The organism is Streptomyces sp. NPDC030143, from assembly GCF_055573695.1.
The window spans coordinates 284,318-304,239 of record NZ_JBVIAY010000007.1 but is presented as its reverse complement, the minus strand read 5'-3'; the positions used below and the strand labels follow the sequence as shown (position 1 = coordinate 304,239).

18 protein-coding genes are annotated in these 19,922 nt (G+C 73.0%); 8 read left to right on the top strand and 10 right to left on the bottom strand.

Features of this window, described 5'->3' with window-relative positions:
• Nucleotides 1-192: 192 nt before the first annotated feature.
• On the bottom strand, nt 193-1,038 hold the full coding sequence (locus tag ACZ4YY_RS15705; protein ID WP_468289337.1) for an endonuclease/exonuclease/phosphatase family protein: 846 nt from the start codon (nt 1,036-1,038) through the stop codon (nt 193-195).
• A gap of 160 nt (nt 1,039-1,198) precedes the next feature.
• On the opposite strand from ACZ4YY_RS15705, the gene ACZ4YY_RS15700 reads away from it, so the two are divergent.
• Nucleotides 1,199-1,591: a nitroreductase/quinone reductase family protein gene (locus ACZ4YY_RS15700; RefSeq protein WP_468289334.1), complete on the top strand. Its 393-nt coding sequence runs from the start codon at nt 1,199-1,201 to the stop codon at nt 1,589-1,591.
• Nucleotides 1,592-1,617: 26 nt separating this feature from the next.
• Here ACZ4YY_RS15700 and ACZ4YY_RS15695 read toward each other — a convergent pair whose 3' ends face one another.
• From ACZ4YY_RS15695 to ACZ4YY_RS15680, 4 genes are all read right to left on the bottom strand, one after another.
• On the bottom strand, nt 1,618-3,063 hold the full coding sequence (locus tag ACZ4YY_RS15695; protein ID WP_468289331.1) for an aldehyde dehydrogenase family protein: 1,446 nt from the start codon (nt 3,061-3,063) through the stop codon (nt 1,618-1,620).
• Entirely contained in the window at nt 3,060-4,790 is a 1,731-nt protein-coding gene (locus ACZ4YY_RS15690; protein WP_468289327.1) for an N-acyl-D-amino-acid deacylase family protein, read from the bottom strand. Before ACZ4YY_RS15690 ends, ACZ4YY_RS15695 begins: the two co-directional genes overlap by 4 nt.
• A complete protein-coding gene (locus ACZ4YY_RS15685; RefSeq protein ID WP_468289324.1) occupies nt 4,790-5,908 on the bottom strand; it encodes an LLM class flavin-dependent oxidoreductase in 1,119 nt (372 codons plus the stop codon). Before ACZ4YY_RS15685 ends, ACZ4YY_RS15690 begins: the two co-directional genes overlap by 1 nt.
• 106 nt (nt 5,909-6,014) lie before the next feature.
• The gene (locus ACZ4YY_RS15680; protein ID WP_468289321.1) at nt 6,015-6,785 is read right to left on the bottom strand and encodes an SDR family NAD(P)-dependent oxidoreductase; all 771 of its coding nucleotides are present in this window, start codon (nt 6,783-6,785) and stop codon (nt 6,015-6,017) included.
• Between the two features lie 196 nt (nt 6,786-6,981).
• On the opposite strand from ACZ4YY_RS15680, the gene ACZ4YY_RS15675 reads away from it, so the two are divergent.
• Nucleotides 6,982-7,725 carry a hypothetical protein gene (locus tag ACZ4YY_RS15675; RefSeq protein WP_468289318.1) on the top strand — a complete coding sequence of 248 codons (744 nt, stop codon included), beginning with the start codon at nt 6,982-6,984 and terminating at the stop codon, nt 7,723-7,725.
• A 42-nt stretch (nt 7,726-7,767) separates the two neighbouring features.
• Nucleotides 7,768-8,559 (top strand): hypothetical protein, encoded by a 792-nt coding sequence (locus tag ACZ4YY_RS15670; protein ID WP_468289315.1) that lies wholly within the window; start codon nt 7,768-7,770, stop codon nt 8,557-8,559.
• A gap of 10 nt (nt 8,560-8,569) precedes the next feature.
• Here the strand turns inward: ACZ4YY_RS15670 and ACZ4YY_RS15665 are convergent, their stop codons facing one another.
• The 3 genes from ACZ4YY_RS15665 to ACZ4YY_RS15655 all read right to left on the bottom strand — a co-directional run bounded on the left by ACZ4YY_RS15665 (nt 8,570) and on the right by ACZ4YY_RS15655 (nt 11,460).
• A complete protein-coding gene (locus tag ACZ4YY_RS15665; RefSeq protein WP_468289312.1) occupies nt 8,570-9,202 on the bottom strand; it encodes a LuxR C-terminal-related transcriptional regulator in 633 nt (210 codons plus the stop codon).
• 90 nt (nt 9,203-9,292) lie between these two features.
• Entirely contained in the window at nt 9,293-10,228 is a 936-nt protein-coding gene (locus ACZ4YY_RS15660; RefSeq protein WP_468289309.1) for a TIGR03619 family F420-dependent LLM class oxidoreductase, read from the bottom strand.
• A complete protein-coding gene (locus ACZ4YY_RS15655) occupies nt 10,225-11,460 on the bottom strand; it encodes an amidohydrolase family protein (RefSeq protein ID WP_468289307.1) in 1,236 nt (411 codons plus the stop codon). The genes ACZ4YY_RS15660 and ACZ4YY_RS15655 overlap by 4 nt, the downstream gene beginning before the upstream one ends.
• Nucleotides 11,461-11,666: 206 nt before the next feature.
• Here ACZ4YY_RS15655 and afsR point away from each other — a divergent pair, with 206 nt between their 5' ends.
• On the top strand, nt 11,667-14,642 hold the full coding sequence (gene afsR / locus ACZ4YY_RS15650) for an SARP-family global regulator AfsR (protein WP_468289304.1): 2,976 nt from the start codon (nt 11,667-11,669) through the stop codon (nt 14,640-14,642).
• A 437-nt stretch (nt 14,643-15,079) separates the two neighbouring features.
• Nucleotides 15,080-15,244 carry a hypothetical protein gene (locus tag ACZ4YY_RS15645; RefSeq protein WP_468289301.1) on the top strand — a complete coding sequence of 55 codons (165 nt, stop codon included), beginning with the start codon at nt 15,080-15,082 and terminating at the stop codon, nt 15,242-15,244.
• A gap of 78 nt (nt 15,245-15,322) precedes the next feature.
• On the opposite strand, the gene ACZ4YY_RS15640 is transcribed toward ACZ4YY_RS15645, so the two are convergent.
• Nucleotides 15,323-15,529, bottom strand: coding sequence for an N-acetylmuramoyl-L-alanine amidase (locus tag ACZ4YY_RS15640; RefSeq protein WP_468289298.1), 207 nt, complete (start codon nt 15,527-15,529; stop codon nt 15,323-15,325).
• A gap of 23 nt (nt 15,530-15,552) precedes the next feature.
• On the bottom strand, nt 15,553-17,181 hold the full coding sequence (locus ACZ4YY_RS15635) for a FadD3 family acyl-CoA ligase (protein WP_468289296.1): 1,629 nt from the start codon (nt 17,179-17,181) through the stop codon (nt 15,553-15,555).
• A gap of 93 nt (nt 17,182-17,274) precedes the next feature.
• Here ACZ4YY_RS15635 and ACZ4YY_RS15630 point away from each other — a divergent pair, with 93 nt between their 5' ends.
• Genes ACZ4YY_RS15630 through ACZ4YY_RS15620 form a run of 3 tightly spaced genes read left to right on the top strand, consistent with a single transcriptional unit; the run spans nt 17,275 to nt 19,680 of the window.
• The gene (locus ACZ4YY_RS15630; RefSeq protein ID WP_468289482.1) at nt 17,275-18,423 is read left to right on the top strand and encodes a lipid-transfer protein; all 1,149 of its coding nucleotides are present in this window, start codon (nt 17,275-17,277) and stop codon (nt 18,421-18,423) included.
• Between the two features lie 5 nt (nt 18,424-18,428).
• Entirely contained in the window at nt 18,429-18,848 is a 420-nt protein-coding gene (locus ACZ4YY_RS15625; protein ID WP_468289293.1) for a Zn-ribbon domain-containing OB-fold protein, read from the top strand.
• 58 nt (nt 18,849-18,906) lie between these two features.
• Nucleotides 18,907-19,680 carry an enoyl-CoA hydratase/isomerase family protein gene (locus ACZ4YY_RS15620; RefSeq protein WP_468289290.1) on the top strand — a complete coding sequence of 258 codons (774 nt, stop codon included), beginning with the start codon at nt 18,907-18,909 and terminating at the stop codon, nt 19,678-19,680.
• The last annotated feature ends 242 nt before the right edge of the window (nt 19,681-19,922 follow it).

The following is a 19,922-nucleotide window of genomic DNA, read 5'->3' as shown; positions in this document are numbered from 1 at the left end:
AGGGGCCTTGCACCATGCCCGCCCGGGCCGCGCGGCCTGGTCAGGCGCTCATGGTGCAAGGACCCCTGAGGGCTCCGGACACAAGGGGTCCTCATCGTCCGTGGGGGCTTCCACGGCGAGCCGGTCCCCGACCACCACCGCAGCACCGCGTCTTCGGCGGGGGGACCTCGTAGGACGTCCGCGAGCGCGCGCTCACCCGGCCGGACCGGCCGCCAGCTCCGTCACGACCGCCGCGTGGTCCGAGGGCCAGACGCCTTCCACGGGGCCGTCGCCCGCCCGGCGGGCCGTGTGGACGCGGCCGAGGCCGTCGGGGCCGGGCGGGCCGACGTGGACGTAGTCGATGCGGGCGTTCGGCCAGCCCGCGCGGGCCGCGTACGGGTTGTCCGTGGACCAGGTGGCCCAGGGGGCGGCGGGGTCGGCGAAGTCCCAGGCGTCCAGGAGGACCTGGCGGGGGACGGCGGGGGCGGTCCGGTACCCGCCGAAGAGCCGGATCTCGTCGGAGTCCGGCCAGGCGTTGAAGTCCCCGGTGACGACCGGCGGGAACGGCCCGTCGCCGCGGTGCCGGGCGACGAACTCCGCGAGCGCGCCGACCTGCCGGCAGCGCACCGCCGAGGCGTGCAGCGGCGAGGAGAGATGGGTGGTGAAGAAGGGGATGTCGTACGAGGGGGTCGCGATCCGGGTGTGGAGGGCGAGGCGGCCGTCGTCGAGGTCGGCGGGGGCGGGCAGCGGCAGGACCTCCCGCGCCGTCACCGGCCAGCGGCTCAGTACGGCGTTGCCGATGCCGACCTCGGGGTCGCCGATCCGGCGCTGCCAGCGCTCGGGGGCGTGGGAGGGGGCCCAGGTCGCGTGCAGGCCGAGTTCGGCGGCGAGCCACTCGGCGAGGTTCTCCCCGCCGGCCGCCCACACCTCCTGGAGGCCCACGACGTCGGGGTCCAGCTCCCGCAGTACCTCCAGGACGGCCTTCTGCCGCGCCTCCCACGGCCCGAACCGCCACCACAGGTTCCACGTCACGACCCGGATCCGCGTCCGCATCCCCATCCGCTGCCACCTGCCTTCGTCACGCGCGTCGAGGACAGCGCGCCGGGAGGCCGTACGTCGGGGTCCCGCGGGTGGGGGACCCCTCGCGTCGGAGCCCCGTCGCGTTCGACCACCATTGAAGCAACAGTTCGAGCCAGTCGTGTGAGGGAGTCGTACGGACATGCCCCGTCTCAAGGACCTCAGGTTCCGCGCCACCACCGCGGTCCAGCGCCGCCTGAACCCGCTCCTGCGCCGTCTGCCCTTCCAGACGGTGATCGAGACCACCGGCCGGGTCTCCGGGCTGCCGCGGCACACGCCGGTGGGGGGACGGCGGGTCGGCGACTCCTTCTGGGTGGTGTCGGAGTTCGGGGAGCGGTCGCAGTACGTCCGCAACATCAAGGCGGATCCGCGGGTGCGGGTGCGGATCCGCGGGCGCTGGCACACCGGCACCGCCCGCCTCCTGCCCGGTGACGACCCGGTCGTCCGGCTGCGCGCCCTGCCCCGGTTCAACAGCGCGGCGGTGCGGGCGCTGGGGACGGATCTGCTGACCGTGCGGATCGACCTGACGTCCTGACCGCTCCCCCGGCGTCTCGGGTCACCTCAGCCCGGCCAGACGATCGCCTGCACCTCGCTGTAAGCGTGCAGCGCGTACGAGCCGACGTCCCGGCCGACGCCGCTGCGCCGGAAGCCGCCGAACGGGGCCTCCATGTTGCGGCCGACGGTGTTGATCCCGACGCCGCCGGCGCGCAGGCGGCGGGCGACGCGGAAGGCGCGGGCGACGTCCCCGGACCAGACGTAGTCGATCAGGCCGTAGTCGCTGTCGTCGGCGAGGGCCACGCCCTCGTCCTCGTCGTCGAAGGGGATCACGACGACGACCGGGCCGAAGATCTCCTCCCGCGCCACCCGCATGTCGTTGGTGCAGTCCGCCAGCAGGGTGGGGGCCACGTAGAAGCCCCGTTCCGCCGGCGGGCGTTGGCCGCCCGCCACCACCACGGCGCCCTCCTCGCGGCCGAGTTCGACGTAGGCCTCGACCCGGTCGCGGTGGGCGGCCGAGATCAGCGGGCCGACGACGGTGTCCGGCTCGCGCGGGTCGCCCACCTTCAGACGGCGGGCATGGGCCGCGAGCCGCTCCACCAGCCGTGCGTAGACGCCCCGTTGGGCGAGCACCCGGGTCGGGGCGGTGCAGATCTGGCCGCTGTAGAAGGAGAACGTGGTGCCGATGCCGGCCACCGCGGCGTCCAGGTCCGCGTCGTCGAAGACGAGGGCCGCGCCCTTGCCGCCGAGCTCCATCAGCTGGCGTTTCATGGTGCGGCCGCACACCTCGGCGATGCGCTGTCCCACCGCCGTGGAGCCGGTGAAGCTCACCATGTCGACGTCCGGGGACGCGACGGCCGTCTCGCCGACCTCCACGGCCCGCCCGGAGACGACGTTGACCACGCCCGGGGGCACGCCCGCCTCCTGGAGCGCCTCCGCCATGCGGTAGACGGACAGCGGGTCCTGCGGGGCGGGTTTGACGACGACCGTGTTGCCCATGGCCAGCGCCGGGGCGACCTTGCCCGCCGGGTTGGCCCACGGGTTGTTGTACGAGGTGACGCAGGTGACCACCCCGACCGGCTGGCGGAGGGCCAGGGCGCCCATCACGCCCGACCTGCCCATCGGGCCGGCCTCGTTGATCTGCGGCGGGATCGCCCACTCGGCCGGTTCCACGCGCGCGTACCGGCGGAAGCGGGCGATGCCGACGCCCACCTGCATCGCCCGCGCGGTCCCCGTCGTCGCGCCGGTCTCGGCACGGGCCAGTTCGGCGTACGGCCGGAAGCGGCCGGCGATGACCTCGGCGGTGCGCGCGAGGAGCGCGGCCCGCTCCTCGGGGGCCGTGCGCGACCACGGCCCGAAGGCCTCGCGGGCCGCCGCGCAGGCCGCGCGCACCTGGTCCGGAGAGGCCTCCGGCGCCCGGCCGACGCTCTCCTCGGTCGCCGGGTCGGTCACCTCGTAGTGGCCGCCGTCCGGTTCGACCCACGCGCCGCCGACGAACAGCCGCTGGTTCACCGGGTGGCCACCGTCCGTGTGTCGCGGCCGGACCGCAGCACCTTGCCCGGTACGGCGCCCGTGACCGTGTCGTCGCGGATCGCCGCGACCCCGTTGACCCAGACCGCGCGCACGCCGATCGCCCGGGAGTCCAGGCGCGGGCTGTCGCCCGGCAGGTCGCGCACGAGGGTGGCCCGGCCCGCGTCGATCCGCTCGGGGTCGAAGAGGACGAGGTCGGCGTGGAAGCCCTCCTCGATCCGGCCGCGTCCGCGCAGGCCGAACAGCCGCGCCGGGTCGTCGGTGAGCATCCTCACCGCCTGCTCGAGCCCGACCAGCCTCCGGCCGCGCAGGCAGTCGCCGAGGAAGCGGGTGGTGTACGGCGCGCCGCACATACGGTCCAGGTGGGCGCCGGCGTCGGAGCCGCCGAGCAGGACGTCCTCGTGCTGCCAGGTCTGCGCGCGCAGTGCCCAGGACGCCGGGTCGTTGTCGGTGGGCATGGGCCACAGGACCGTCCGCAGGTCGTCGGCCGCGCAGATCTCCACCAGGCAGGCGAAGGGGTCCTGGCCGCGTTCGGCCGCGATGTCCCGCACGACACGGCCGGTCAGCCCTCGGTTGGCGTCGCTGTAGGTGTCTCCGATGACGTACCGGTCGAAGTGCGCGAGCCGCCGGAAGACGCCCGCCTCCTTCGAGTCGGCGCGGCGCAGCAGCTCGGCGCGGACGTCCGCGTCGCGCAGCCGCGCGATGCGCTCGGGCACGGGCAGGGCGAGGACCGGGCCCCAGCCGGGGATCAGGTTCAGGGCGCAGAAGGTGCCCAGGGACATGTTCATGGGGGTGAGGATCGGCATGGTCAGCGCCACGATCCGGCCGCCGGCCCGCCGTGCCCGTTCGCTCGCCTCCAGCTGCCGGGGGACCCGTTCGGGGACGGCCGCGTCGATGGTGAGTACGTTCCAGTTCAGGGGGCGTCCGGCGGCCGCGCTCATCTCCACCAGCAGGTCGATCTCGGCGTCGTCGAACTGGTCCAGGCAGCCGGCGACGATCGCCTCGATCTGGGTGCCCTCGTGTTCGCCGACGGCCTTCGCCAGCGCCAGCAGTTCGGCGGGCCGAGCGTGCCGGGAGGCGACCGGTCTGCCGTCGCCGTCGTCGTGGGTCGAGGACTGCGTGGTGGACAGCCCCCAGGCGCCGGCCTCCATCGACTCGCGCAACAGCGCGGTCATCGCGTCGAGCTGCTCGGCGGACGGCTGCCCGCCCACCGCCCGCGGCCCCATCACGTACCGCCGCAGCGCGCAGTGCCCGACCATGAAGCCCGCGTTGACGGCGATCCGCCCCTCCAGCGCGTCCAGGTACTCGCCGAACGAGTGCCAGTTCCAGGGTGCCCCCTCCTCCAGCGCCACCAGGGACATCCCCTCCACCCGCGACATCATCCGCCGGGTGTAGTCGGCGTCCCGCGCGCGCCCGGGGTGGAGCGGGGCGAGGGTGAACCCGCAGTTCCCGGCCGCGACGGTGGTCACGCCGTGGTTGAGGGAGGGGGTGGCGTAGGGGTCCCAGAAGAGCTGGGCGTCGTAGTGGGTGTGGGGGTCGACGAAGCCGGGGGCGAGGACGAGACCGTGCGCGTCCTCGCGTGTGCGCGACTCCTGGGTGATGCGGCCGACGACGGCGATCCGCCCGTCGAGCAGCCCGACGTCGGCGACCCGGGCGGGGGCGCCTGTGCCGTCGACGACGGTGGCGCCCGCGATGACGTGGTCGAGCATCAGGCCCCCTGACGGAACCGCGTCGTCCGGTGGACCGGGTCCGTGTCGATCTTCGGAATGACGTGCTCCCCGATCAGCCGGATCGTCCGCAGCGTCTCCTCCTTCGGCACCCCCACCGGCAGCCCGAAACTCAGCTGGTCGGCGCCGGCCTGCTCCCACCGCTTGCACTGGGTGAGCACCTCGTCCGGGTCGCCGCAGATCAGCAGCTCCTCCTCGATGAGGAGCTCGACGAACTCGGCGGTGTACTCGGGCAGCGTCTCCGGCCAGACGGGGAAGCCCTCGGGCCGCGGGAAGGTGTCGTGGTAGCGGAAGACCAGCGACGGCAGGTAGTGCAGCCCGCCGTTCACGGCGGTCCGGATCGCCTCGTCGTGCGTCGGCGCGCAGATCGCGGTCGTCGTGACCATGACGTTGTCGTTGACGAAGTCGCCGATCGGCTGGGCGTCGACGACGGCCGTCTTGTACTGCTCCAGCACCCATTCCATGTCGGACACCTTCTGCACGCTGAAGCCCAGAACTCCGAGCCCCTTGCGGGCGGCCATCGCGTACGACGGCGGCGACCCGGCCGCGTACCACATCGCCGGGTGCGACTTCCCGTAGGGCTTGGGCAGCACCTTCCTCGGCGGCAGCGCCCAGTGCTTGCCCTGGAAACCCTCGTACTCGTCCTGGAGCCACATCTTGGGGAACTCGGCGATCGTCTCCTCCCAGATCTCCTTGGTGTGGTTCATGTCGGTGATGCCGGGGAGGAAGCCGAGGATCTCGTGGCTGCCGGCGCCGCGTCCGCTGCCGAACTCGAAGCGGTTGCCGCTGAGGTGGTCGAGCATGGCGACCTTCTCGGCGACCTTCACCGGGTGGTTGACCTGGGCGAGCGGGTTGAAGATGCCGGAGCCGAGGTGGATGCGCTCGGTGGCGTGGGCGAGGTAGCCGAGGTAGACGTCGTTGGCGGAGAGGTGGGAGTACTCCTCCAGGAAGTGGTGCTCGGACGCCCAGGCGTACTTGAAGCCGGAACGGTCCGCCTGGATGACGTACTCGGTCTCCTCCATCAGCGCCTTGTGTTCGGCGAGCGGGTCGGTCTCGGCTCGCTTGCCCACGTATCCCTGTACAAAGAGCCCGAATTCCAAGGAGGTTCACCGTCCCCGAGTCCTGAGTATCTGACGCATCGTCAGATACTGCGGTTGCCGCCGACTGTGGCACCGGGTGCACGGACCGTCAAGAGATGACGTAACGTCAGATCACGCTCACTCCCGCAAGCCACCCCCCGTCGATCACGAACGGTTGCCCGGTGATGTAGGAGGAGTCGTCGGAGGTGAGGAAGAGGGCGAGCCGCGCCACCTCCTCCGGCTTCCCGACCCGGCCGAGCGGAACGAGCTTGCGGTACAGCCCGTCGAGCGCCCGCGAGGTCTTCTCGACGTCGGCCGCCGGATCCAAAAGGGCCGGGTTGGACATCGCCGTGTCGATCGCGCCCGGGCACACGGCGTTGACACGCACGCCCCGGGGCGCCAGTTCCAGCGCGGCCACCCGGGTCAGCCCGAGGATCGCGTGCTTGGTCGCCGCGTAGGCACCCACGGCCGCCATGCCGGTCAGGCCGGTGTAGGAGGCGGTGTTGACGATCGTGCCGCCGTCGGCCATCTCGGGTGCGACGGTCCGCACACCGAGGAAGCAGCCGACCTGGTTGACCTGGACGACCTGCATGAACTCCTCGAGGGGGGTGTCCAGGAGGGTGTTGAAGCGCAGGATGCCGGCGTTGTTGACGAGGCCGTCGATCCGGCCGTACGCCTCGCGCGCGGCATCGACGGCCGCCCGCCAGTCGGCCTCCCGGCTCACGTCGAGGTGGACGTAGAGCGCACCGATCTGCGCGGCCAGGGCACGGCCCTGGTCGTCGAGGACATCCGCGACGACGACCTCGGCGCCCTCCTGCCGGAACAGACGCGCCTCCTGCTCCCCCTGGCCGCGCGCTGCCCCTGTGACGAGGACGACACGTCCGTCGAGCTTACCCATGCGGACTCCCTTCGCGGTGCGTTGGCCGAGGTCAGCGTACCGCTGCACCTGACGAATCGTCAGATACAGGAAGGATGATTGCAGATGCAATGCCCATGACTGGCGAGTAGGGATATTTGACCCTGTCGGCGACCTCGTCCGGAGCCCAATAATTCCCGACCGAAAGGCAAAAGCATTCTCAAGGAGAGAGCGGAACGTGGGCAGAAGACGATTCAGGAACAAGAAGGTCACCTACGTGGCGGTCACGGCCTCGATCGCGACCGGAGCGGCGGTCGTCACCGTCCTGCTCCCGTCGGCCCGAGCGGCCGACGCGAAGACGCCGGAACAGATCATGGCCATGTGCCAGAGGGCCAAGGTGCTCGACGGCAGGCAGCAGTCCATCTCCGACTTCGGCGGTCATCCGATCGCCGGACCGGGTTTCGCCTCCGACAACTGCGATTTCGTCGAGACGAAGTTCGAGACCTTCGACGGGCCCACCGAGAAGGCGTCCATCGACTTCCCGAACTGCGAGCCGGACGCCACCCAGCCGGCGAAGGTGTCCGTCACCTGGTCCGCGACGGCGGCGCAGGGCCAGGGCCGGTACACCGTGACCCAGCAGGGCGCCGGGGGCGGACTGTTCGGGCTGCTGAGCGGATCCTGGCTCAAGCACAAGGGGACGCTGGACATGACCGTGACGTCGCGGACCGCCGGCACCACGGAGGTGCACGAGGTACCGGTCGGCCAGGTGCTCCACATGGAGTTCACGCCGAGGATGCAGCGCATGACCGGCGAATGGCGCGTGCGGGTCGACGCCCGTGAGGCGACGACCGTCACCAACGCCACCCCCGAGCAGAACCTCGTGGCGCCGGAGGTCGTCGAGGGCCCCGTCGTCCTGCCGGGCACCGCCGGCGCCCCCGGCGTCGTGGACGGCACCTCCAAACCGGTCCTCTCGGACTGCTGACCCCCGCCCCCCACCAGCCCTTTCCCCCACAGGAGACCCGCTATGTCCCGCACCGACCGTCCGAGAAGCCACCGCAGCAGGAAGAAGCGCGTCACCCTCGCCCTGGCCCCGGTGGCCGCCCTCGCGGTGCTCGTCCCGCTGATGAACCAGGCGGGCGCCGCCACCCCCACCGAAGTGAGCGCGGACTGCGCCGCGGACTCCGACCGGCTTCAGGACTGCCGGTTCGTCGACGTCCGGTTCAAGGCGGACAGCCTCGGCCCCAACCAGCGCGTCTCGGGCGTGACCGACAACTGCGGAAGGACGACCGCGGCGACGAACACCTTCAGCGTGAGCACGTCCGTCACCAGGACCATCCAGCTGGAGGACGGATTCACCGCGGCCGCCGACACCAAACTGGGCGACTCGGTCTTCGAGATCGGCGTGAAGTTCAACACCTCGGAGATCGACATCACCCGGGACGACACGACGACCGGCCTTCAGTTCAGCAGGTCCGACACCGTGCCGCCGGACAGCATCGGCTTCTTCATGTGGTCCGCCAAACGCACCGACGTGAGCGGATTCCTCCGGGCCACCTACAAGGAGGAGCAGGACGGCCGGAAGGTGTTCTTCGCGCCGAGCGAGGGCGCCGCCACCGTGCACGTCTTCTATCCGCAGATCCTGAAGAACGGAACGCCCGACGGCCGGCTGTGGCTGCGCACCGTGAAATGCGGAACACCCGAGGCGAACGGGATACGGAACTCGACCAAGGCCCTGCGCGCCGAACCCGGATTCGGTGAGGGCGGCGAGAACGTCACCGATGTGGAAATACCGCTGAGCGACATTCCGGCGGCCTGAACGATCGTTCTCAGACGCGAAGCACGGGCGCGGCTCCCAGCCACCGCAGGACCGCGTCCGTGCTCCCGCGCGCGTCCAGCTTGGCGTAGATGTTGCTGAGGTTGTTGCGGACGGTCTTCTCGCTCAGCCGGAGTCGCAGCCCGATCTCCTGGGCGCCCAGACCGGTCGACAGCAGTTCCATGATCTGTTGCTCGCGCGGTGACAGCAGCCCCCGCAGCCGCTCGATCGCCCCGCCGGCCGCGACGGTCCGCCGGGCCCCGTCCCGCAGGGCGGCGCAGGCGGACGGGGAGAGGGAGGTGTGGCCGACGGTGGCGCTGACGACGGCCGAGGACAGCATGCAGGTGCAGTAGTCGCCCTCGACGAGATAGCCGGCCCCGCGCCGGAACACCTCGACGACGGTGTCCGTGTCCCGGCGCGCGCCGACCACGATCACCGGGACCCGTGCGCCGTCCAGCTCCCCCAGGGCCTCCAGCGGCTCCTCGCAGCGCAGGACGACGACGTCCACGGCCGCCGGGATCCGGAAGGGCCGCGCCAGACGCACGACCCGGCCCACGTACGGGTCGTCCGGGGCGGGCCAGTCGTCGTGCGGCCACTCGCCCTGTGCACAGGCCAGGGCGACGGAGAGTCGCTGGGAGGATCGCACTGCACGTGTCCTTCCGCCGGAGCCATGACGTCCGTACGTTCGTACATACGCGGCTCGGCGCAGACATGTTCAAAGATTCAATAAGAGTTGTCAGGCGGCCTCGCGCAGCAGGCTTCCCACCTCCGCGCCGAACGCGGCTATCTGGTCGAGGAGTTCGGCCGCGCTCCGGCTGCGGAACCGCACCTGGACCTGGTCCACCCCCATCGCCCCGTACTCGAGCAGCGACGCGGCGAGGGCCTCGGGGGAGCCGGTGAGGGTGCGGCGCCCGACGTCCCAGGCGGGGGTTCCGACGTACAGCGGCTCGGCGATCGCGCCGACGGTGAACTCCCCGTGCAGGGCCGCGCGTTCGCGCAGTTCCCGGATGCGGGCGATCTGCCCCGGCAGCCGGTCGCGCGGGTCGCCCTGCGGCAGCCAGCCGTCACCCCTGAGCGCGGCGCGGCGCACGGCGGCGGGCGACGACCCGCCCACCCAGAGCGGGATGCGCTCCTGGGCCGGCCGGGGCCGCTGACCGAGCCCCTCGAAGGCGTACCACGTGCCGTGGTGGGAGGGGAACTCCTCCGGCCCGAGCGCGGCCCGCAGGGCGTCCACGCACTCGTCGAGCACGGCACCCCGCCGCCGGAAGTCCACCCCGAGCGCCTCGAACTCCTCCGGTACGTGCCCGGCGCCGACACCGAGGACCAGCCGGCCGCCGGAGAGCCGGTCGAGGGTGGCGTACTGCTTGGCCGTGAGGAGGGGGTGGCGCAGCCCGACGACCGCGACGTGACTGAGCAGGCGGACGCGTTCGGTCAGGGCCGCGACGTGGGCGAGGGTGGCGACGGGGTCGTACCAGACGGTGCCCATGGCCGGGGCCAGACGGCGCGGGACGCCGACGTGGTCGCAGCAGGCGACGTAGGCGAACCCGGCCCGGTCGGCGGCCCGCGCGACGGCGACCAGCTCGGCAGGCCCGGCCGCGGCCTCCCACGGTTCGGCGTACAGGGTGGACTGGGACTGGACGGGCAGTTGGATGCCGTACGCCGGGGCGGTCACCGGGCCCCCGCCCACAGTCCGTCCCGCGTCAGCCCGAGCAGGTCGATCGCGTTGCCGCGGACGATGCGCTCGACGACGTCCGGGTCGAGGTGCCCCATCTGGGCCTCGGCGACCTCGCGGGACTTCGGCCAGGTGGAGTCGGAGTGGGGGTAGTCGGTCTCGTAGAGCACGTTCCCGACCCCGATGGCGTCGAGGTTGCGCAGCCCGAAGGCGTCGTCGAAGAAGCAACCGAAGACGTGCTCGGCGAAGAGCTCGGACGGGGGCCGGTGGACCTTGTCGGCGACGCCGCCCCAGGCGCGGTTCTCCTCCCAGACGACGTCGGCGCGCTCCAGGATGTAGGGGATCCAGCCGATCTGGCCCTCGGCGTACATCACCTTCAGGTTCGGGAACCGCTCGAACTTGCCGCTCATCAGCCAGTCGACCATGGAGAAGCAGCAGTTGGCGAAGGTGATGGTGGAGCCGACGGCGGGCGGGGCGTCGGCGGAGGTGGAGGGCATGCGGCTGGAGGAGCCGATGTGCATGGCGATGACCGTGCCCGTCTCGTCGCAGGCGGCGAGGAAGGGGTCCCAGGCGTCGCCGTGCACGGAGGGCAGGCCGAGGTACGGGGGTATCTCGGAGAAGGCGACGGCGCGCACCCCGCGGGCGGCGTTGCGGCGGACCTCGGCGGCGGCCAGCCCGGCGTCCCAGAGCGGGACGAGGGTGAGCGGGATGAGCCGGCCGTGGGCCTCGGGACCGCACCACTCCTCCACCATCCAGTCGTTGTAGGCGCGCACGCACAGCAGCCCGAGGTCGCGGTCGGCGGCCTCGGTGAAGGTCTGGCCGCAGAACCGCGGGAAGGTGGGGAAGCAGACGGCGGACTGGACGTGGTTGACGTCCATGTCGACGAGGCGGGCGCGGACGTCGTAGGAGCCCGGGCGCATCTGTTCGTAGGTGATGATCTCCAGCTTGATCTCGTCGCGGCTGTAGCCGACGGCGGTGTCGAGACGGGTGAGGGGCCGGTGGAGGTCCTCGTAGACCCACCAGTCGCCGACCGGGCCGTCGTCGCCGGGGGCTCCCATGACGGGCTTGAAGCGGCCGCCGAGGAAGCTCATCTCCTTCAGCGGGGCGCGGACCGTGCGGGGCCCGGTGTCCAGGTACTTCTTCGGGAGGCGGTCCCGCCAGACGGTGGGCGGCTCGACGGTGTGGTCGTCGACGGAGATGATCCGGGGCAGCGGGGCGGGGTGAGTGTCCATGGACGCCACGGTAGCGCCGATCTGACGGACCGTCAGCTCTTGGGCGGTGGCCCGGCCGGGCGCGGATGTGCGGAGAGGGCGTGAGGGACCTGTGGGCCGACGCGGGTCCCCCGCCACCCGGCTTGTGACGGGTGTCTCGCCCGGCTGACGGTTCCGCCATGGACAGGGCAAACTGACCCGGTCGGTCAGGATGTAGGGAGACCTCGATGGACGACCGTGTACCGCGCGTGCCGGAGCAGAGACGTCCGGGCTCCTCGGCGGAGCCGGCGGCGTTGCGCTTCGACGTGCTCGGCCCGGTGCGCGCCCGGCGCGGCGAGGAACCGCTGGCCACCGGATCCCCCCAGCAGCGCGCCCTGCTCGCCGCCCTGTTGCTGCGCGAGGGCCGCACGGCGACGGCCGCCGAACTGATCGACGCGCTGTGGGGCGAGGAGCCGCCCTCGCAGGCCCTGGCGGCGGTGCGGACGTACGCCTCACGGTTGCGCAAGGTGCTCGACCCCGGCGTCCTGGTGAGCGAGTCGGGCGGCTACGCGGTGCGCGGGCTCGGGCCCGGCGCGCTGGACCTGGCGGTGGCGCAGGAGTGGGCGGCGCAGGCGGAGAAGGCGCGCGCCGCCGGGGACCTGTGTCACGCCCGGGAGGTCCTCGGCCGCGCGCTGGCCCTGTGGGACGGCGAGACGCTGGCCGGCGTGCCCGGCCCGTACGCCGAGGCGCAGCGGGTGCGACTGGAGGAGTGGCGGCTCGGGCTGCTGGAGTCCCGACTGGACATGGACCTGGAGCAGGGCAGCCACGCGGAGGCGGTCTCCGAACTGACCGCGCTGACGGCGGCGCACCCGCTGCGCGAACGCTTCCGCGAGCTGCTGATGCTGGCGCTGTACCGCAGCGGACGTCAGGCGGAGGCCCTCGCCGTGTACGCGGACACCCGGCGGCTGCTGGCGGAGGAGCTGGGCGTGGACCCGCGGCCCGGGCTGCGCGAGCTCCAGCGCCGGATCCTCCAGGCCGACCCGGACCTGGCGGAACCGTCGGCGCCCGCGGCCGAGCCGCCACCGGCCCCCGTCCGCCCGGCCCAGCTGCCGGCGACCGTGCCCGACTTCACCGGCCGTTCCGCCTTCGTCGGCGAGCTGAGCGAGGTGCTGGCGGAGGCGTCGGGGCCCGCGGGCGCCGGGACGGGCCGGGTGATGGCCGTATCCGCGCTGGCCGGCATCGGCGGCGTCGGCAAGACGACCCTCGCCGTCCACGTCGCCCACCGGGCACGGGCCGCGTTCCCGGACGGCCAGCTGTACGTCGACCTCCAGGGCGCCGGGTCGCGGGCGGCGGAGCCGGAGACGGTGCTCGGCTCGTTCCTGCGTGCGCTCGGCACACCGGACACGGCGGTCCCCGACTCGCTGGAGGAACGGGCGGCGCTCTACCGCTCGGTGCTGGACGGCCGTCGGGTCCTGGTGCTGCTGGACAACGCCCGGGACGCGGCGCAGGTGCGGCCGCTGCTGCCCGGCACGGAGGGCTGCGCGGCGCTGGTGACGTCCCGGGTGCGCATGGTCGACCTGGCGGGCGCGCACCTGGTCGACCTGGACGTGATGTCCCCGGACGAGGCGCTGGCGCTGTTCACGAAGATCGTGGGCGAGGAGCGGGTCGCCTCGGAGCGGACGGCCGCCCTGGACGTGGTCGCCGCCTGCGGCTTCCTGCCCCTCGCGATCCGCATCGCCGCCTCCCGGCTGGCGGCCCGCCGCACCTGGACGGTGTCGGTGCTGGCGGCCAAGCTCGGCGACGAACGCCGGCGTCTGGACGAACTCCAGGCGGGCGACCTGGCGGTGAAGGCGACCTTCGAGCTCGGTTACGGCCAGTTGGAGCCCGCCCAGGCCCGCGCCTTCCGGTTGCTGGGACTGGCCGACGGCCCCGACATCTCGCTGGCCGCGGCGGCGGCGGTGCTGGATCTCCCGGTCGAGGACACCGAGGACCTGCTGGAGTCCCTGGTCGACACCTCGCTGCTGGAGTCGGCGGCCCCCGGCCGCTACCGCTTCCACGACCTGGTCCGGCTCTACGCGCGTGCGTGCGCCGAGCGCGACGAACAGCCGCCCGGCGAGCGGGAGGCGGCCCTGTCCCGGCTGCTGGACTTCTACCTGGCCACGGCGGCGGGCGGCTACGCCCTCGAACGCCCGGGGGACCGGCTCGTCGACCACCTGGAGGGCACCCGGTACCCGGGCCTGGCCTTCGAGGACCGGCACGCGGCCCAGGACTGGCTGTACGCGGAGGCGGTGTGCCTGCTGGCGTGCGTACGGCAGTCCGCCGGCGCCGGGACCCTCAGACGCGCCGTCGACCTTCTCTGGGCGTCCATCGACCTCGCCGAGTCGGGCGCCAACTCCAAGGAGTACGAGGCGACCGGTGCGACCCTGCGGGCGGCCGCGCGGGCGGCCGGCGACCGGCGGGCGGAGGCCCGGGCCCTGGTGACCCTGGCCAACGGCCACCACATGTCCGGCCGGTTCGAACTGGCCGGCCAGGAGGCGGCGGAGGCGCTGGAGCAGGCCGAGTCGGAGGGCGATCCGCTCCCCCGCTGCTGGGCCTCCAACATGCTGGGCGTCATCGCGCTGTACCAGGGCCGGTACGACGCGGGCGAGACGCATCTGACGCGGGCCATCGACAGCTTCCGCGACTGCGGGGACCGTCCCGGTGAGGCGAGCGCCCTGTGCAACCTCTCCCGCATCCACCTGGCCATGGGCCGCACCGAGACCGCCGTCACCCTGGCCCGGCGGGGCACGGAGATGTACGACGCCATGGGCCACGCGCTCAAGGGCGCCAACGGCCGGTACGCGCTGGGGCTCGCCCTCACCCAGAGCGGTCAGCTCGAACAGGCCGTCGACCGTCTCCAGGAGGCGCTCGGCGTCTTCCGCGACAGCCGGCAGCGGCTGTGGGAGGGCATGACCCTCTTCCGTCTCGCCGAGGCCGACATCGCCGCCCGGCGTCTGGCGCAGGCCGCGACGCACGCCGAGTCGGCCCTGACCGTGCTGCGCGGCATCGGCGGCGCGTGGCGGCGCGGGAACGTCCTCGTCGTCCTCGGCCACGCGCTGAGCGGCATCGGGCAGACGGGTCGCGCGCAGGTCTGCTGGCAGGAGGCGCTGGCCATCTTCGACTCCCTGGACGCCCCGGAGGCCGAGGACGTGCGCGCCCTGCTGAAGCCGCTCGAGGTGACCTGAGGGGTCCTTGCACCATGAGCGCCTGATCAGGCCGAGCGACCACGGCGGGCATGGTGCAAGGCCCCCTGAGGCGACGCGCCTGCACGTTCATCGTTCGTTTATCGCCCCCCGGCATCCTCAGTGGTGTCGTTCCGTCGCGTCGGGGGGCAGACGGGGCGGCGAGGGCCGCGCCTCAGGGGTCCTCGCACCATGAGCGCCTGATCACGTGGTCCGGTGCCGTGCATCGCAAGGCGCCGGAGAGTCCTCGTAGCGGAGCTACCAGGGCTTTCCGGCGACGCGGGGAGGTGCGGTACCAGGCCGCGCGGACCAGGCGGGCACAGTGCGAGGACCCCATAAGGTGAAGCGGCCCGCGGTGCCGCCCGCCCGGCGGTGTACGGGGGAGTTGCCGGGCGGGCGTTGCCCGCCTCAGCCACGAGATCACGTCAGGGAGTCAGCCAGTGAGCGACGAGCAGAAGACCACCACGCCCGAGGCGACGGACGCCGAGGAGATCACCACCCTCAACACGCACGCCACGAGCGAGCCGATCAAGTCCAAGCCGGCCACGGCCGACACGGGCCGGGTCGGCACGGACAACACCCACGCCACGGACGAGCCGGTCTGACCCGGCTCGTCCCCGGACGGGGGACCGGCCGCGGCGGCGCGGAGGGGGAGCCGTCGCGGCCGGATCGTCTCCCGGCGGTCAGCCGGTGCAGTAGCCGGTCAGGTCCGCGATCAGGTCGACGCTGCCGTAGCGGTTGTAGAAGTCGGTCTTCCCGTCGGTGACGGGCACGACGACCAGGTTGGGGATGGCCTCCCCGGCGCTGAAGTCGAGGTTGGAGGCGCTCGACCGCTTTTCCGGGCCGTGGAAACCGAAGTTACCGGGAAGCTGTTTCCTCGCGCGGGACAAGCCTTGACCCGTTTGTTGCGCTTTCACGGTCCTTCACCGACGGACCCGGCGGCCGCCCGCCCCCGCAGCTCCTGCTTGACCACCTTCCCGCTCGCGTTGCGGGGCAGTTCCCCGACGAACTCCACCGTCCGGGGCACCTTGTAGTTCGCCATCTCGCGGCGGGCCCAGGCGATCAGGTCGTCGCCGGTCAGGACGGCTCCCGGGCGGCGGACGACATAGGCCCTGCCCACCTCGCCCAGCCGGGCGTCGGGGACGCCGACGACCGCCACGTCGGCCACCCCGGGGTGCAGACCGAGGAGTTGCTCGATCTCGGCCGGGTACGCGTTGAAGCCGCCGACGACGAACATGTCCTTGATGCGGTCGGTGATCCGCAGGTTGCCCGAGGCGTCCAGGACGCCCACGTCGCCCGTGCGCAGCCAGCCGTCCTCGTCGACGACGTCCGCCGTGGCCGCGGGGTCGTCGTAGTAACCGCGCATGACGTTGAAGCCGCGGACCAGGACCTGCCCGGGCTCGCCGGGGCCGAGCGGCGCGCCCCCGGCGTCCACCACCCGCACCTGCGTGCCCGGGACGGCCCGGCCGGACGTCGAGGCGATCACCGACGGCTCGTCGCCCCGGCGGCACATCGTGACGATGCCGCTCGCCTCCGAGAGGCCGTAGGCCGTCAGGACCGTGTCGACGCCCAGCTCGAAGCGCAGCCGCTCCACCAGCCGCAGGGGCACCACGGCCGCCCCGGTCACCACCAGCCGCAGGGCCGAGAGGTCGTAGGCGTCGCGGGACGGGTGGTCGAGGAGGGCCTGGTGGAGGGTCGGCGGACCGGGGAGGACCGACACCCGCTCCGACGCCACGTTCGCCAGCACCGTGTCCACGGTGAACACCGGTTGCGGGATCATCGTCGCGCCCCGTGTCAGACAGGCGATCACCCCCGCCTTCCAGCCGAAGGTGTGGAAGAAGGGGTTCACGATCAGGTAGCGGTCGCCGCGGCGCAGTCCGGCCAGGTCGGACCAGATGTCGTAGGCCCGCAGGGTCTGCGCGTGGGTGATGACCACGCCCTTGGGACGGCCGGTGGTGCCCGAGGTGAAGACGATGTCCGAGGGCCAGGACGGGGCGATCGCCGAGGACCGCGCCCGGACGTCGGCGTCCCGCACCCGGTCGCCGCCTGCCAGGAAGTCCTTCCAGGTGCGGAAACCCACCGGGGCGTCCTCCGCCAGCACCACCACGGTCTCCAGCGCCGGCAGCCCGCCCAGCGGGCCCTCCCCCGGTCCGTCCCCGGCCGCCCTGCGCAGGGACGCCACGTACGACGTGCCGAGGAACGTGCCCGTCACGAACAGCAGCCGTGCCCCGCTGCGCGCCAGCACGTCCGCCGCCTCCGCGCCCTTGAACCGGGTGTTCAGCGGGACCAGCACCGCGCCCGCCGACAGCGCGCCCAGCCCCGCGACCATCCAGTCCAGGGAGTTGGGCGCCCAGACGGCGACCCGGTCGCCCGGCCGCACCCCGTGCGCCAGACAGGCCGCGGCCGACCGTTCCACCCGCGCGCCCAGTTCGCCGTACGAGATCCGGGTGCGGCCCTCGACCACCGCCTCGACGTCCGCGTACCGCTGCGCCGCCCAGCGGACGAGCCCGGGGACCGTCCCCCACTCCACGTCACCGCGCACGACAGCCTCCCGAACCAGTAGCTGACTGACCGTCAGATTAACGGTAGCCTGACGAACTGTCAGCCGCCTTACCAGTGAGCGGAGATGACCAGCATGGCCGGTCTCAAGGACGCCACCGCCATCGTCGGCATAGGCCAGACCCCCTTCGCCAAGCACCTCCCCGAGGATGAGCGGACCCTCGCCTGCCGCGCCGTCCTCGCCGCGCTCGACGACGCCGGGATCGCCCCCGGCGAGGTCGACGCCCTCGCCTCCTACACCATGGAGGAGACCGACGAGGTGGAGCTGGCGAAGGCCGTCGGCTTCGGGGACCTGACCTTCTTCGGCCGCGTCCCCTACGGGGGCGGCGGCTCCTGCGCCACCGTCGCCCACCTCGCCGCCGCCATCGCCGCCGGGCAGGCCACGGTGGGCGTCGCCTGGCGGTCGCGCAAGCGGGGCAGCGGGCCCCGGCCCTGGACGAACACCACCGTCCAACTGCCCACCCCGGCGCAGTGGACCCGGCCGTACGGGCTGCTGCGGCCCGTCGACGAGATCGCCATGCTGGCCCGCCGCTATCTGCACGAGTACGGCGCCACCCGGGACCACCTCTTCAACGTGGCCCTCGCGTGCCGCAACCGGGCCAACCAGAACCCCGCCGCCGTCATGTACGAACGGCCCCTCACCCGCGAGTCGTACATGACCTCCCGCTGGATCAGCGAACCGCTCTGCCTCTACGACAACTGCCTGGAGACCGACGGGGCGCTGGCCTGCGTGGTCGTCGGCCGCGAACGCGCCCTCGACTGCCGCCGACGCCCCGTGTACATCCACTCCGCCGCACAGGGCCTGCCCGCCCAGCACCACGGGATGGTCAACTACTGGAACGACGACCCGCTGACCGGACCCGCCTGGGCCGCCGCCCGCCACCTGTGGAAGCACGCCGACCTCACCCCGCAGGACGTCGACGTCGCCCAGATCTACGACGCGTTCACCCCCCTCGTGCTGCTCTCCCTGGAGGGCTACGGCTTCTGCGGCCGGGGCGAGGGCGGCGCCTTCACCGAGGGCGGGGCGCTGGAGACCGGCGGACGGCTGCCGCTCAACACCGGGGGCGGCGGGCTGAGCGAGGCGTACGTGCACGGCTTCAACCTCCTCAACGAGGGCGTGAAGCAGTTGCGGGGCACCAGCACCGCCCAGGTCCCCGGCGCCGCCGCCTGCCTGGTCACCGCGGGCGAGGGCGTCCCCACCTCCGCCCTTCTGCTGAGGAGCTGACCGACATGCTGAAACCCGTCACCGACGCCGACGGCGCCCCCTTCTGGAAGTACGCCGCCCGCGGCGAACTGCGCGTGCAGAGCTGCGCCGACTGCGGCGAACCCCGCTTCCCGCCCCGGCCCTGCTGCCCGCACTGCCAGTCCTTCGCGAGCACCTGGACGCGCACCTCGGGGCGCGGGCGCATCTGGTCCTACGTCGTCCCGCACCCGCCCCTGCTGCCCGACTACGCCGACCAGGCGCCCTACAACGTGATCGTGGTGGAACTGGCCGAGACACCGCGGATCCGGCTGGTGGGGAACCTGGTGCGGGAGGCGGGCGCGCGGCTCGACTCGGTGCCGGTCGCGCGACTGCGCATCGGCGCACGGGTGCGGGTCGTCTTCGACGGGGACGGCGGACTGCCGCAGTGGGTTCTGGAGCGCCCGTGAGCGCGCGTCCGGCCGTGGACGAGGACACCGGCGTCGCCGTGGTCACCCGGGAGCGCCCGTGAGCGTCCGGCTGGCCGTCGACGAGGACACCGGGGTCGCCGTGGTCACCCTGGACCGGCCCGAGCGGCTCAACGCCGTCGACCTCGGCATGGCGCGGCGCCTCGCCGAGGTCTGGCGGGCGTTGCGGTTCGACGACGCCGTGCGGGCCGTGGTGCTCGCCGCGGCCGGGCGGCGGGCGTTCTGCACCGGGATCGACCGGGACGCCGTCGTGCCGCAGCCCTCCTCCCCCTACATGCAGGACGACCCGCTGCTCACCGTCGGGCCCAAGGCGAACGACCTGTGGAAGCCGGTCGTCGCCGCCGTCGAGGGGATGGCCTGCGGGGGCGCCTTCTACCTGCTCGGCGAGTGCGAGTTCCTCGTCGCCGGCGCCGACGCGGTCTTCTTCGACCCGCACACCCCCTACGGCATGGTCAGCGCCTACGAGTCCGTCCTGATGAGCGGACGCATGCCGTACGGGGAGGCCGCGCGGATGATGCTCATGGGCACCGCCGAACGGATCTCCGCGCGGCGCGCCCACGACATCGGGCTCGTGTCGGAACTCACCGACCCGGGAGGGGCGCTGGACGCGGCCCTGGCCTGCGCCGCGGTCGTCGCCGGGTACCCGCCCGCCGGCGTTCAGGGCACCGTCCGGGCGCTGTGGGCGGCGAGGGAGCCGGCCCGCGCTGCGGGCTACGCGCAGGCTCCGCACCTCATCGCGCTGGGCAACCTGCCGCCCGACCGGCAGGCGGAACTGTTCGCGGGACGGCGCCCGGGAGGGTTCCGGGTGAGGTGAGGTGAGCCGGGGCGGGCGGTGGCCGGTGCGCGCGGGCACCTCGTGGCCGACGCGGCGCGGGCCCGTCCACGGGCCCTCGCGCCCGGGTCACCGCATGGCGACCGCCCCGTACCCGGCGTAGCGTCTGGGGTGGAAGCGGTGAACGCACCGCCCCCGCAGCGACGGCCGCCGTCCGGCCCCCTTTCCGTGTACTCGGTACGACGGCCGTCCCGGACGACGGGTCCGCCCCGGCGCGGAGACCG

What these genes read in the sequence shown, in the direction of transcription:
- ACZ4YY_RS15705 (WP_468289337.1), bottom strand. Translation starts at nt 1,038, where the DNA reads ATGGGGATGCGGACGCGGATCCGGGTCGTGACGTGGAACCTGTGGTGG.
- ACZ4YY_RS15700 (WP_468289334.1), top strand. Translation starts at nt 1,199, where the DNA reads ATGCCCCGTCTCAAGGACCTCAGGTTCCGCGCCACCACCGCGGTCCAG.
- ACZ4YY_RS15690 (WP_468289327.1), bottom strand. Translation starts at nt 4,790, where the DNA reads ATGCTCGACCACGTCATCGCGGGCGCCACCGTCGTCGACGGCACAGGC.
- ACZ4YY_RS15680 (WP_468289321.1), bottom strand. Translation starts at nt 6,785, where the DNA reads ATGGGTAAGCTCGACGGACGTGTCGTCCTCGTCACAGGGGCAGCGCGC.
- ACZ4YY_RS15670 (WP_468289315.1), top strand. Translation starts at nt 7,768, where the DNA reads ATGTCCCGCACCGACCGTCCGAGAAGCCACCGCAGCAGGAAGAAGCGC.
- ACZ4YY_RS15655 (WP_468289307.1), bottom strand. Translation starts at nt 11,460, where the DNA reads ATGGACACTCACCCCGCCCCGCTGCCCCGGATCATCTCCGTCGACGAC.
- afsR (WP_468289304.1), top strand. Translation starts at nt 11,667, where the DNA reads ATGGACGACCGTGTACCGCGCGTGCCGGAGCAGAGACGTCCGGGCTCC.
- ACZ4YY_RS15630 (WP_468289482.1), top strand. Translation starts at nt 17,275, where the DNA reads ATGGCCGGTCTCAAGGACGCCACCGCCATCGTCGGCATAGGCCAGACC.
- ACZ4YY_RS15625 (WP_468289293.1), top strand. Translation starts at nt 18,429, where the DNA reads ATGCTGAAACCCGTCACCGACGCCGACGGCGCCCCCTTCTGGAAGTAC.